This is a genomic window from Bacillus sp. LK2 (genome assembly GCF_001043575.1).
Taxonomy (GTDB): Bacteria; Bacillota; Bacilli; order Bacillales; family Bacillaceae_G; genus Bacillus_A; species Bacillus_A paramycoides.
The window spans coordinates 228950-242516 of the sequence record NZ_LDUK01000001.1; the positions used below are offsets into that span (position 1 = coordinate 228950).

Sequence of the window (13567 nt, forward strand, 5' to 3'; positions counted from 1 at the left end):
CATATTATTATATATTACAATTAAAAAACTGTAAAAAAAGAGAATGTCAAAGGTAGGATCTATAAAAAAATCATCCTTTTTTTCTTACAAAGGATGATCTTTTATTATTTATTGAGAGGAGTTTCACCAATATATATACTTAAATACATTACTACTTTTGAAGAGTAAATTGGGAAACAATCTGTTTTAATCCCCCTGCTACGCTGTGCAGATGTTCAATTGAAACCGAGATTTCTTGAACAGATTTTTCTTGTTGTTGAATAGACTCTTTTACCCTATCAGTTCGATCAGATGATCTTTGAGAAATTCGAGTCATTTCTTCTGCAGAAGCAGAAATCTCCTCACTACTCGCTGCAATTTCATCTGTAGACATAGATACCGTTTGAATTTGTTCAGATACTTGTTGCACTTTTTCTGTGATTTTTCCAAATACTTTTTCTGTGTGCATTACTACTTGTGTACCTGCTTGTACCTCATTATCTACTTTTCCCATCATGTCTACCGTATGATTCGTTGTTCCCATAACTTGAGTAATAAGCTTCTCAATTTGTTTTGCAGAATCACTAGATTGTTCTGCTAATTTTCGTACTTCATCCGCTACAATCGCAAACCCTCTTCCACTTTCCCCAGCACGTGCAGCCTCAATTGCGGCGTTTAATGCTAATAAATTAATTTGAGATGTAATCCCTTGCATAACATCAATGATTTTGACAATTTCTTCTGATTGTTCCTTCATAGCCTCTACTTGCTTAACACCACTATATACTGAAACTTGAATTGTATCCATTTGTTGAATCATTTGCTTCATTAACTTATTGCCACTCTCTGCGTCTAATGCTGATTGTGCAGATAATTCATTTACAGAGGAGGATGTATTCACTATATTTTGCATTCCTTGTGTCAATTCTTCCATTGCACCCGCCGTTTGTTCCATTGCTTGTTTTTGGCTCTCTGCCCCATTTGCAACTTCTTCAATATCTATAGTAATTTTCTTTGCTGCACTGCTAGATACTTCTGATGCAGATACTACTCCATCTGCATGTTGGAATAAAAGCTGAATATTACTTTCTACTTCTTGCATATTTGCTCTTAGCCCTGCAATCATCTCGTTAAAATCACTTACTAATACACCTAATTCATCTTTAGCATTATAATCACCATATACAGTTAAATCTCCTTCTTTTGCTCTTTCCATCATACGACTAACTGTTTGTAAAGGAGCAACTATAAGCTTGCTAATAATATAGCTTACTATACATATAACGATTGTGATAACTACTACAAGAATTATAAAAGTAATCATGGACCGATCTATCATTTTTTGAGAATCTTTAAATACTTGGTCAGCTAAATTTGAAACATACGCTTCTAAATCTACAGCATAACCAGCTAGCTCTACTCCCTTTGGTTTTAATTCCTTTTGAAATTCGTTTACCATTTGAGATTCGTTTGTTACCTTCGCTTTTTCAAACAACTTTTTATATGTATCCATATAACTTGGTAAAGACTTCTTCATCTTTTGGAACAGCTCATCCTCTTGCTTACTTAAATTGAAGCCATCATCATATTCTTTTAATAAAGAATCATATTTTTTAAGATCCTTTTCAATATTACCAATAATCCCTTCTTTATTCGCCCCCTCATTTTGTGACACTGTAATTAATTCTAGTAAGTTATATTCTAAAGAATTTTGTGTACGAAGCATTCCTTCTAATAAAATTGCAGAATATTGATAATCATCTACTACAACCTCTGTGTCCTGCTTAATCTTATTAATAGAATTAATTGCTACACAACTCATAACTACCATGCCCAAAACAGCTAATGAGATAAGCGAGAATAATTTATACTTCACTTTTAAATTTTGTAAAAAATACATATTTCCACCTTTATTCCTTTATATACAGATTTTTAGAATTTTATAGCTTATTATTTACAAAATCACAATAAAAAGCAATGATAAATATTCCCAATATCAAACTTATATTTCTATAAAAAAGAAGTAGCATAATCGCTACTTCTTTTTGTTTTGTTTCTCATATTGTTCAAACGTATGAATTCTTTCAAAAATCGGCGGATGCGTGTATAAGAAAAACTTCACTAATGCCGGCGGATTTACTTGGCTTAAACTTGTTTTTGATAAGTATTGAAAAGTTTTCACCCCTGATTTACCATCTTTCGTCATGTCTAAAGCATATTGATCTGCCGCTCGTTCTTCTATACGAGATACGTAATTTGATGCAGGGCTTACCGCAAAAGATAATATAGAAGAAATTAAGAAAAATAAAGGTAAAATTGAGAAACACGCCAATTTTGAAATTTGCAATGTATCTCCCCATTTTCGAATACACATATTTAAAATACGACTAATTAAATACATACCTATAAACGATATCAAGACATAACTCGCAACGCCCCAATATATATGTTTCATCACATAATGTCCCATTTCATGGGCCATTATAAATAAAATCTCTTTATCTTTTAATTGCTGAAGTGTTGTATCCCACATTACAATGCGAGCATTAGGGCCAATTCCTGTTACATATGCATTTAACGCATTCGTTTTTTCCGACATATTTACTTCATATACGTGTTTAGCTGGAATGTCTGCTTTGTCTGCTATAGCTAAAATTTTCGTTTCCAATTCTTTATTTTTCAGCGTCGAGAAGTCGTTATAAAGTGGATCAATAATAACAGGCTGTATGAATGTTAAAAAGATTGTAAACGGTACAGAGAGTGCCCATCCTGCTAACCACCATCTCTTCGGGAATTTACGGATGAGCCATAAAAGAACAGAAACAATGAGTAACATCGTAGCATAATTCACCCAAAAATCGATGACATGATCTTTTATCCAGCTTTGTGTACTTTGCGTTGAAATTCCGTAATCAACAGATACTTTACGCCCGATCCATTGTACTGGTAATGATAGTGCTGTTGTAAGTAACGATAAATAAAAGAAATAAATCGCGACTTGCAAGACGCTTATTTTAGTCGTTTCCTTCGACCATTTCTCAAATCGTCTTGAAATACCGAGCACGAGCACAAACAGTAAAATAATCCATTCAAGAGGTGTTGCTAAAAAGAAAAGCAAATTTTTCACGCGCGAATAATCTTGGCTTAGCGTAAGTTCTCTTGCATTCATAAATGTTTGTGGATCTGCACTCGTTCCTTTATACATATCCGGAATAATTTCATGATTCCATCCAAATAAATACCAGTATATAAATAGCGCAAAACCAACGTACAAAAAAAGCGACCACCTAATAACTTTCCTCACGTTATTCCCTCCCCTATGCTGCCTGTCTATTATTATTGTAAGTTCGTACTTTCTAAATTAGAACAAGCTAATCGTTAGAATTGTTCTAGCTCCTTCTATTTACATAAAAAAACTCTTCTATTACAAGAAGAGTTTCACCTATTTTTAGACACTTTCTTCGGTTCATAATCTGGTATAAGAAACGCACTTACAAACCAGCACCTTTTACATAGCGTACATATTCATAGTCTTGGAAAAATAACGTCGTTATAATAATCGTAATAAAACCGACTAAAACAAATATATAGCCTATTTGCTACTTCGATAACATAGATAATTATCCTCCTTAAGGAAGCACATCTATTAATAAACTAAAATCTTGCAAAGAAAAAGAACTATATTTCATAATACCTTGTACAGCTAAAAGTAAAATAAGACCGGTCACACACATGTAGTTAACACTTTCTTCTTGCTTTTTCTGAGCAACTATTCCACCACTTATACATAATATTCCTAATAAATGGAGCGCTAAATACATGAAAAAGTAAGCTTCCTCCCAGCGAAGAACAACATTTACTGTCGTAATCAGCACTAAACTAAGTAGAATCAAATAAAAAAACTTATTTGACGATATCGTTTCATTCATATAATTTTATACATCCCTTTCAAATTTCGAATTAATGATGCTTTAGTTTTCATAAAATAAAACAAAATGAAATGAAAGCCCCCATTACTTTTCAAAAATTTTATGAACCCTAACATACTTCTCTTCATTTTTCACATACTGTCTGAAGATGCGCTTCATCATTTCTTCTACAATAAAATTGACTATTATTAATGTCCCTAAAATAAGACTCCTGGAAGACGATTGTATCTACTACAGGATCTCTTCACAAAAGCTTTTACATTTCCTTCAATATTTTCTCAAACGTCTTCTTCATCTTATTTATCTCCCACTACGTTTGAAAAACTTCTTGCCTTCTCCGCATATATAGCCGGAACTTCTTTACTCCAATATTTGCGATTAACAAATAAAAAGATAAGTACTAAATTCAATCCCGCTATAAAAATAATTAGTCCCGGAAAGAATGTCGTATAGTTCGAAAAATCTGCAAAACTCATTATATTTTCTCTGCTTACTAGAAAAGAAGCACCGAGCACAAACGCATTGTTTAACATATGAATAACAATTGGCATGAGTAAGCTTTTCGTACGAATATATACAATTGATAGTACGATACTAAACACGACTGCACCGAGGAAATCAACATGTAAACAAGCAAATAAAAGTGCTACAGCAATCATCGCTATGCTAGTTCCCCATTTTGCTGCAAAACGCTGAAGTAAAAATCCTCGAAAAACAAATTCACCAATAATAGGTGCAATAAATACAACCATAATAACTTGGTATAAATATCCCCTTGTACTATCTATAATTGGTTCATGTAGTGCATTCATAATAAAATCTGGTGTAATCCATGCAAAGCTGTACATGTACAAAATAAGATAGCCGTAACTAAAAACACATAGCATAATCGCGATATACAAAACTTGCATCAGGTTAAATGCTTCGTTTTTATTAATAAAGTGTACAAATGAAACACGGTGCTTTCTATACTCATAAAAGAGCCACATTATCGGAAGGATATAAAATATAAGAATACTTATAAAAGAAGAATTCTGTATATGAAATGTACTTTCTAGCAATTCATTACTACTTCGTGCTACCAAAATTAATAGTGCAAATACAATTAAAAAATATCTAGCTCGCATCGTTTGAAACGGATTCACACTCATCTCCTCCCCATGTTACTTTTATCATATCATTTGAATCTTAATTTTTTGTGAAAGAAAACCTTAAATTTTCCTTAAAAATTCCATAAGTTACAAAAAGATGATATGATATTCGAGGAAATTAGGAGGGATTCATATGTATCATGCAAACATTTTACTTGTTGATGATGAAACAGCAATTTTACAATTACTAACTACCATTCTTGAAAAAGAAGGGTTTTCTCATATTACAACTGCAACATCTGCGGAAATAGCTTTATCTCTCATTGAACAAAATGAATATGATTTAATTATTTTAGATGTAATGCTTCCTGGGCAGTCCGGCTTCGATATTTGTCCTATCATTCGCCAAAAGACAGATTGTCCTATCTTCTTCCTAACAGCGAAAACATCTGATTTAGATAAAATATCTGGATTTTCATACGGTGCGGATGATTACATTACGAAGCCATTTAATCCGCTAGAAGTAGTGGCTCGTATGAAAGCTCAACTTAGAAGACATATGAAACAAAGCATACAAGAACAAAAAACACACTCCATTTCATTTGGGAGGTTTGAAATCGATCAACATTCTGCGGAACTAACAGTAGATGGTAGCATTGTCGAATGCTCCGCTCAACTCTTTCAACTACTACTCTTCTTTTGTGAGAATCCGAACTACGTATTTTCGAAAGAAGAAATATATGAAAAAGTTTGGGGAGCGCCTGCCTATAATGGCGATGATAATACCGTTATGGTCCACATTCGAAAACTACGCGAAAAAATTGAACAAGATCCAAGTAAACCAGAATACATAAAAACAGTTCGTGGACTTGGCTATAAGTTCATTACAAAGTAGGTTAACGATATGAATTTTAATAAGCGACTTATAATCCAGTTTATCTTACAACACGTTTTCGTTTTATTTACGCTCCTTATCGCTGTAGTTGCTTCTCTTTCTTATTTAATTTTCCTTCTTACTAGCACTTTATATGCACCTAACATTTCTGATTCTGATAGCTTTACAATTTCCGAATATATTTCTTCCAAAAATAATGACATAACCTTAAAATCTGAGGTGAAAGATTTAATAGTAGAAAAAAATGATTGGCTTCAAATTGTAGGTGAGGATGGAAAGGTCCTTTACAACTTCAATACACCTAGTGATGTTCCGACCTCTTATACAAAGACATCCTTAATTGCATATTTACAAAATAGTATAGAGAATCCTTATAAATTTACTTATTGGGAAATTAAATTAGAAGAGAAACCAGTACTCATTATTTACGGTGCCAAACTAAAAAGTAATACATTACTAAAAACGATACAACAAAGACATCCTTCTTTATCATTAAATGAATTTGCATTAACTGAACAAGAAAAACAATTACTTTCTAAAGAAAAAGCAACACTGAAAATATTTAATAACAATGGCGAAGAAGTTTTTTCCTATCCAGCCGGAAAGAAAAAAACATTTTCAGCGATAAAGACTGTCCTTAATGAAAAAGAACCGTGGAATCATAAAGAAAACACATCTAGTTTTTACGATTCAAATAGCGGTCATCTCGCCGTTGTATCAGCAAAAAATGAGCACTACTACCCAGATGATGAAATAGATGATGTATTTACTAAGAAATTTCTAATCGGATGCAGCTTAATCCTCCTTATTGTGTTTGTTTATTTAGTCATTCTTTCAATTTGGTATGGAAATAAGTTTGGAAAGCCTTTATTACACACGATGCGCTGGCTTAAAAACATAGCCGGAGGAAAATATGAAGAGCCTGTTAGTAAAAAAGGAAAACCTATTCGATTCCGGCGCTCAGGTAAAGAGAAATGGTCATTCCGCATATTTAAAGATGTTACAAACTCGCTAGAGCACCTTTCTATTACTTTGAAAAAGAACGATGCAATGAGAGAAGTACTGCAACAAACACGTGAAGAATGGATTACTGGTTTGACGCATGATTTAAAAACACCGCTTAGCTCTATATACGGCTATGCATTATTACTAGAATCGAAGCAATACAATTGGACTGATCAAGACATTCAACAATTTGGTCATGTAATGAAAGAAAAATCTCAATATATGACTACATTAATTGACGACTTAAGCTTAACGTATCAACTAAAAAATGATACTCTTCCTGCGCAACACGCAAATGTTGAAATTAATCAGTTCGTCCAAAAAGTACTATTACAATTTATTAATAACCCGACACTACAAAATCAAAACATTGAATTTGTGCCAAGTTCAAGCAAAATCCAATATTTTATTGAAGAAAAATGGTTCCAGCGTATTATCGAAAACTTATTAGCAAACGCTGTAAAACATAATAATGAAACGACAAACGTAATCGTAAAACTTTCGCAAAATGCAAATTCATTTACACTATCTATTTCAGATAACGGAAAAGGAATGGATGATAAAACGAAAGAACTTTTATTCGAAAGATATTACAGAGGAACAAATACAGAAGAAAGTAACATCGGAACTGGACTCGGCCTAGCCATTACAAAGCAGCTCGTTCATGCTCATAACGGAACGATTTCCATTGATAGTGAACTTGGGAAAGGAACGGCGATTATTATTGTGTTTCCGTTTATTTCATAAGAAAAGGTGCTTTTATATAGCACCTTTTTATATTTTCTCTTTTCAGAGCGGTATGTCGGTAAGTGAAATTATATTGACCGTAACTCTAAATATATCAGCGATTCTCAAGATATATCGATTTATCGACAAAAACTATCAATAGTAGCCTTCTCCCACACAATAAAAAAGCGAACCATCTCTCAATGATTCGCTCTTCTCCTATTATTTTTTCTTCACCGGTATCCAAAGCTCTACTTGAGCAAACTCACTCTTATCTTCGTGGCAACGCTCATCGTATAGTTCAAACTCTGTAACTCCGCAATGTTCATATCCTGAGTGCGGGAACCATTCTGAGAATACTGCATTCCATGTTTGATGGATAGAAGATACCATTTCTTCATGAGGAACTTTTGGTGTTGTAAATACTGCATATGTTGCTGCCGGGAAAGTACGCTGTGCAATTGTACTCGGTACATTCTCAAAATCTGTAACTTCCATTCCGATAATATATGTGAAGTCCCCTGTTTCTAAATTAAAATCTGTACATAGTCCAAGCTCTACCCATTGGCTCGTATCTTTACGATTCGGAATCGTCGTTCCAAGATCCTTTTGTAAATATTCCTGCCAAAAGACCGGGATATCTTGATGATTTTTCCCTTCTTTACTCGTTGTCTTCAATTCATATCCAGCAACTAAAAATTCCGGTTTATTTACAATACGATATTCCATTTGTATGCCCCCTAAATATGGATTTAATTTTCGTTGTTTTACATTGACTCTATAATACATCGGTGTTTCAATTTCTTGTTTTCGATACTCACTTGGTGTCATTTGAAATAATTTTTTAAAGGCTCTCGTGAACGTTTCATGAGATTGGAAGCCATGTTCAAATGCGATATCAATAACTTTTTCGTCCGTATGAGAAAGTTGATAAGCTGCCCGGGCTAACCTCCTCTTCCGAACATACTCCATTACTGTATCACCTACTAACGCCTGGAATACACGATGAAAATGCGATTCAGAAAAACCTGCAATACGTGCTAAATTACGCAGCGTTTGTTTTTCCATTACATCTTCTTCAATATAATCAATTGACCTTTGAATTTGTGTTTCATAGCTTTCCATCTCTGTTCACCCGCCTTATATGTATTATGATAAAAGAGAACTCTATCCAATTCTTGACGTTTTTTACTATAATTCCATAAAAAATTGTAACTTTTTTATATGTATTTCGTTGTTATTTATGAAGGGAGGGAAATGTAGTGAAACAAAGTCAAACACTAGAAGAAATTTACTCACAACATATGCACGATTTATTTCGCTATCTTCTCTCCCTAACCGGAGATTTCTACTGTGCAGAAGATCTCATGCAGGAAACATTTTACCGAATGCTCGTCCACATTGACTATTATAAAGGAGAAGAAATTAGGCCGTGGTTGTTTACAATCGCCTATAACGCCTTTATCGATTGGCACCGAAAAGAAAAGAAATATAAAACAACTACAGTTGAAGAATTCCATTTACCAAACGTGCCAAGTACAGAGCATGCATATTTCGTAAAACATGAGATTACTAGTTGGTTACAAAGTTTATCCTCTCTTCCGCTCGAAAGACGAAATGTGTTACTACTACGAGATTACTACGGATTCTCCTATAAGGAAATAGCAGACATGATCGGTCTCTCGTTAGCAAAGGTGAAAATTGAATTACACCGAGGACGAAAAGAAACGAGAAGCATAAAGGAGTGATACTGATGGGTTGTGCAGAGTTTAAAAAACTGTGGGAGAAATATGAAAAAGGAACGCTCACACATGATGAACAAGAACAGTTAGAAAGTCATATTGAAACGTGCGAAGAATGTGAAGCTCATTTGGATGAATTGTTAGCAAAAACAGAACTAGTTAAGAAAAAGTTACCACCAAAAGATCTTAAAGTTCCTTTTTGGAAAATTAAGTGGAAACACCGTTTACAAACGCTTGGTTTTATACTAGCAATTTGTATCGTTATATATATGATCGGCGGGGTATTATCCGCCTTTTATTTTCAAGCTGATAATGATAAAAGACTAAAAGAAATAAGAGATGTTCCTTCTCTTGCACTTGAAGCGACTATCCCAAATAGCCGTGTTATGGGGGGCGGAACAAGTGTAGAAGCTTTTTTCCGCACGAACAGCCACTTTGATTTAGTGAAAACCGTCGGTAAAAAAGAAATGTCACTCGGGACAGTAGAAACAAAAAGCTTCTTGTCATCTGTAGAGGTCACGAACAAATCTTGGATGAATACATTCTATCAGCCAAAACTTTTCTTTGTTCATCCAAAAACAAAACAGGGCGATTATTTAAAAGAAGCTTCAAAAAAAGTATGGGATACACTCGCAAAAGTACACGATGGAACCGTTGCCGAAGTAGCAATATCCTTCGATAAACCCTACACTTTACAAGAATTAGAACCACTTTTATATAGTGTATTTGAAGCACAAGAACTCCCTCCAACTCCTGTATGGTACGCTTTAGATACGGGCCAAGAAAAAACAAATGTAGAAGACTACATCCTACATGGCGGGGAAGCTATAGGGTTTCCAGAACATGTAAGATTCCTTGATAATGAAACAGACAGGCAGAAAACGCCAGAAGATAAAGTAATAGAAATGATGCGCATTCTTTCTACACATAAAAAAACGGTAAGCAAAGTCTCTATGCTTCATGAGAGCGAACTAAACTTAGATAAACGCTATGAATATGTAAAGGATAACGGAGTAAAAGTATATGGTATTGTCATTACTGGACCGTCGAAAGAGTTATTAAAATTACAAAATTCACCGCACGTACGTTATGCGACTCTTGGAGATATTGAGATTTGGAATTGGTTTGACAATTAATAAAAGAAGTAGCGCATTAGAAACGGTGCACTACTTCTTTTTTAATTCGAAATCACTTTCACATACATCCCTCTCACCGCTTTTTCATAAGCGATATCACTCATCTGCCTTATTTTTTCTGATACGACAGACGCCTGAACGATTTTCCCTTCACAAAGTAATGGAGGATCAATGAGACGTACTTTATTTTTCTGTTGTAAATCATAATCAGTTCTATCTTCTTTTACGTCTATACTTGGATGAACTTTGCTTAATAAAGTATCTACTTCTTGATCTTTGCATTGCTGTAATTTCGATATAAGCTCATGATCTTCAAGAAGGAAATCATCTGGATGGATTATCTTTTTATGAAGAGCTAATTTTAACGTTTTAGCTAACATATCATTTCCATAAATATTAATTGGCTTCATAAAGAAATCGATTACTTCTTTGTAATACGTCTTCGTAAACCATTCTGCAATTTCAATGTTTTGAAGAACCATTTTCCCATTTACTGCGATTAAGTCCTCTAAAAAATTTTGAGCTTCTTCTAAAGAAATATATCCGTATGTATACATATCCCTCAATGTGTAATCAACTCGGTCAGCACATAACTCTGGTGCTGATCTTTCAAGTAATGTCCACTTCGAATCGTCTAACAAAATATCTTCATAGCGATAGCCATGTTTTGAAAGAATCGCCGGAATTTCTGAGTTTTTAACGACAGAGCTAAATATCTCTTCATGATAACTTTCATTTTCGTTATCAAAAACGTAATCAATCACATGAGAAAAAGCAGTATGCGATACATCATGCAGTAAACCGGCAATCTGTTCTTCTACTGAACCACCAAGCTTTTTAATTAACAACATAACACCAACTGAATGATCAAAACGCGTTACATTCCATTTCTCGTTCATTAAGTAACTCGCTCCGGCCTGATGAATCCCTTTCAGCCTTTGTACAGGTTTACTTAAAATTAATTCTTCTAACACTTGATCTGCTTTAAACTCACCGTATATTACATCTGATATGACCACTTATAATCCCCCTTTTTCAAGCAGAGTCTTCTTATAGTATCTCTTTTTCCAGGGAGAGTAAATATACCATTTTGCAATCCAAATACAAACGTTCTGTTTTAAAAAAATAGAGAGCCATTAGCTCTCTATTAAATACACTTATTCGAACGTAACTTCCACCTGCACAATCTCAGATCTACTTCCAAGTCTGAGCGGTGGTCCCCAAAATCCGAATCCAGAAGAAACAATGGCGTGGAATGCACCTTTTTGTGCGTATCCCCAGTCTAGTTCGTACATTCTTCTCGTTACAATATGATTCGGCGCCATTTGTCCGCGGTGCGTGTGACCGGATAATAGTATATCAACGCCGGCATCCGCTGCCTGCTTTAATTCAAATGGCTGGTGATCCATCGCAATAACAGGAAGCGATAAATCCACAGTACTCATTAAACTTTCAAAGCTTTGACGATCTCGCTCTGTTTTATCTCTTCTTCCAACGAGATAAAAATGATCTTCAATTGTAATGACTTCATCTAAAAGAATACGAATATCAATCTTATCCATTTCTTGCAAAAATTCCGGAACCGCTCGTCCGTAATATTCGTGGTTCCCTAACACACCATATACGCCCAATGGAGCTTTCATTTGTTTCATAATGTGTCCCATGTTTTTTTGAATGAACACACCTGGATGATCATCAATAATATCACCAGGCAGTAAAATAATATCTGGCTTCATTTCATTTACATGGTGGACTAGTCTCTTTAAATGCGATACACCAGATAATTTACCGAAATGCATATCAGAAGCCATCGCAATGCGTAAACTTTTGCGACCCTCTACTTTTTTCGGTATATGTACATCATACTTTCTTACAACCGGGCTATATGCATTAAATACCCCATATGCGAAGATCAAGACGAACACGAGTAAAACGACCGTTCCTGTCCAAATAATTGCTGTTTCTTTCTCCACTGAAAACTGTAATAATAAGACGGCAATATCGGCTAACGGCAATAACATAAGCGCATATTGTATAACCGCAAACCATATCGAACCAATCGTTCGTAGGAATGGAAGAAACTTAAATACTTGCACGAGAATATACGCATATGAGATAAACCCGACTACAAAAGCGTAATACCCCCAAGACTCCCAGCCGAATACCGTACTGAGCCAAACCCAACCGTTCCAGCCGATGTAAAACATAAGTAGTGTGTAAACAATTAACATAGTAAATATATTGAAATAACGAAGATTCTTCACAGCCAGCCTCCTTATTGATTTCTTCTATTATATCTTGTTATGCACGTTTAACGTAAATATTAAGCACATCAATCTTCACAATAAAAACCCCTAATTGCTAGATGCAAACCTAACAATTAGAGGTGCAATTCAAAACAAAATTACTTTTATAAATTTTCGTTATAGAAACTTGTTAATTTTTCAACTGCTATTTTGACCGGTTCTGGTTGGTCATATAAATCGTAGTGACTCGCACCTTCCACCCATTCATACACACATTTAACAAATGAATCTTTCTAACCACTAACTTTTCTGGTGATATATTAATAGCCTCTAAAAGCAAATTGAATATACAAGTAAGTACCAACACCATAAATACCAAAAGCAATTATAGTAATTAACCAATTTTCATGAGTTTTTTGTACATACTTCGAGAATGCCCAAATAATAAGTAAAATAATTAGTTGAATTGCGGTCAATTTTGAGATGGCAATTATAGTAGTTTCCGTAACAAATATTACCCATGTTCCTAGTAACATACGTATAATTTGAATACTTAATAAAAACCTATTCTTACTCGTACTTTCTTTAATATCAATTAGATAACCGTCTTGAAATAAAATAATTAAGGTTAATACAAGGCTTAAACTCAAAACTATAATAAACTCTAAAAAATCTATCCACACCGCTAATTCCCTCTTTCTTTTCCTATATCATTAGACGCACGCATAAGGTTTGCTTTTGTAGACTTTCAAAATGCCCCTGTCTATTTTCTCTTACCTTAGCAATTAGCCGCGTCCTTGGATCCCTTTGGATATGTC

12 protein-coding genes and 2 pseudogenes are annotated in these 13567 nt (G+C 34.3%); 4 read left to right on the plus strand and 10 right to left on the minus strand.

Features of this window, described 5'->3' with window-relative positions; all coding sequences use genetic code 11:
- Window positions 1-151 precede the first annotated feature (151 nt).
- The 5 genes and pseudogenes from VK90_RS01175 to VK90_RS01190 all read right to left on the minus strand — a co-directional run bounded on the left by VK90_RS01175 (window position 152) and on the right by VK90_RS01190 (window position 5053).
- Entirely contained in the window at window positions 152-1879 is a 1728-nt protein-coding gene (locus VK90_RS01175; protein WP_048369758.1) for a methyl-accepting chemotaxis protein, read from the minus strand.
- A 135-nt stretch (window positions 1880-2014) separates the two neighbouring features.
- Entirely contained in the window at window positions 2015-3283 is a 1269-nt protein-coding gene (locus tag VK90_RS01180) for a M48 family metallopeptidase (RefSeq protein WP_048369760.1), read from the minus strand.
- A 325-nt stretch (window positions 3284-3608) separates the two neighbouring features.
- Window positions 3609-3908: a hypothetical protein gene (locus tag VK90_RS01185; protein WP_002170767.1), complete on the minus strand. Its 300-nt coding sequence runs from the start codon at window positions 3906-3908 to the stop codon at window positions 3609-3611.
- Window positions 3905-4115 (minus strand): annotated as a pseudogene (locus VK90_RS31175) (hypothetical protein); the annotation flags it as partial. The pseudogene VK90_RS31175 and the gene VK90_RS01185, both read right to left, overlap by 4 nt.
- An 89-nt stretch (window positions 4116-4204) precedes the next feature.
- Window positions 4205-5053 (minus strand): CPBP family intramembrane glutamic endopeptidase, encoded by an 849-nt coding sequence (locus tag VK90_RS01190; RefSeq protein WP_048369763.1) that lies wholly within the window; start codon window positions 5051-5053, stop codon window positions 4205-4207.
- A gap of 139 nt (window positions 5054-5192) precedes the next feature.
- On the opposite strand from VK90_RS01190, the gene VK90_RS01195 reads away from it, so the two are divergent.
- Window positions 5193-5894 carry a response regulator transcription factor gene (locus VK90_RS01195; protein ID WP_002170765.1) on the plus strand — a complete coding sequence of 234 codons (702 nt, stop codon included), beginning with the start codon at window positions 5193-5195 and terminating at the stop codon, window positions 5892-5894.
- A 9-nt stretch (window positions 5895-5903) separates the two neighbouring features.
- Window positions 5904-7646 (plus strand): sensor histidine kinase, encoded by a 1743-nt coding sequence (locus VK90_RS01200; protein WP_048369765.1) that lies wholly within the window; start codon window positions 5904-5906, stop codon window positions 7644-7646.
- A gap of 201 nt (window positions 7647-7847) precedes the next feature.
- Here the strand turns inward: VK90_RS01200 and VK90_RS01205 are convergent, their stop codons facing one another.
- Window positions 7848-8750, minus strand: a complete 903-nt coding sequence (locus tag VK90_RS01205) for an AraC family transcriptional regulator (protein ID WP_002170763.1) — start codon at window positions 8748-8750, stop codon at window positions 7848-7850.
- 137 nt (window positions 8751-8887) lie between these two features.
- Here VK90_RS01205 and VK90_RS01210 point away from each other — a divergent pair, with 137 nt between their 5' ends.
- Window positions 8888-9373 carry an RNA polymerase sigma factor gene (locus VK90_RS01210; RefSeq protein WP_048369767.1) on the plus strand — a complete coding sequence of 162 codons (486 nt, stop codon included), beginning with the start codon at window positions 8888-8890 and terminating at the stop codon, window positions 9371-9373.
- Between the two features lie 5 nt (window positions 9374-9378).
- Complete coding sequence (locus VK90_RS01215) at window positions 9379-10503, plus strand: anti-sigma factor (RefSeq protein ID WP_048369769.1); 1125 nt, start codon at window positions 9379-9381, stop codon at window positions 10501-10503.
- A 41-nt stretch (window positions 10504-10544) separates the two neighbouring features.
- Here VK90_RS01215 and VK90_RS01220 read toward each other — a convergent pair whose 3' ends face one another.
- From VK90_RS01220 to VK90_RS01230, 4 genes and pseudogenes are all read right to left on the minus strand, one after another.
- Entirely contained in the window at window positions 10545-11522 is a 978-nt protein-coding gene (locus VK90_RS01220) for an HD domain-containing protein (RefSeq protein ID WP_048369771.1), read from the minus strand.
- Window positions 11523-11660: 138 nt separating this feature from the next.
- The gene (locus tag VK90_RS01225) at window positions 11661-12767 is read right to left on the minus strand and encodes a metallophosphoesterase (protein ID WP_048369772.1); all 1107 of its coding nucleotides are present in this window, start codon (window positions 12765-12767) and stop codon (window positions 11661-11663) included.
- Window positions 12768-12913: 146 nt separating this feature from the next.
- Window positions 12914-13009 (minus strand): annotated as a pseudogene (locus VK90_RS27860) (alpha/beta hydrolase); the annotation flags it as partial.
- 60 nt (window positions 13010-13069) lie between these two features.
- A complete protein-coding gene (locus VK90_RS01230; RefSeq protein ID WP_442853647.1) occupies window positions 13070-13345 on the minus strand; it encodes a hypothetical protein in 276 nt (91 codons plus the stop codon).
- Window positions 13346-13567: the final 222 nt, after the last annotated feature.

Excerpts from the sequence above, each read along its gene's own strand:
- VK90_RS01175 (WP_048369758.1), bottom strand. The coding sequence starts at position 1,879 with ATGTATTTTTTACAAAATTTAAAAGTGAAGTATAAATTATTCTCGCTT.
- VK90_RS01185 (WP_002170767.1), bottom strand. The coding sequence starts at position 3,908 with ATGAATGAAACGATATCGTCAAATAAGTTTTTTTATTTGATTCTACTT.
- VK90_RS01195 (WP_002170765.1), top strand. The coding sequence starts at position 5,193 with ATGTATCATGCAAACATTTTACTTGTTGATGATGAAACAGCAATTTTA.
- VK90_RS01200 (WP_048369765.1), top strand. The coding sequence starts at position 5,904 with ATGAATTTTAATAAGCGACTTATAATCCAGTTTATCTTACAACACGTT.
- VK90_RS01205 (WP_002170763.1), bottom strand. The coding sequence starts at position 8,750 with ATGGAAAGCTATGAAACACAAATTCAAAGGTCAATTGATTATATTGAA.
- VK90_RS01215 (WP_048369769.1), top strand. The coding sequence starts at position 9,379 with ATGGGTTGTGCAGAGTTTAAAAAACTGTGGGAGAAATATGAAAAAGGA.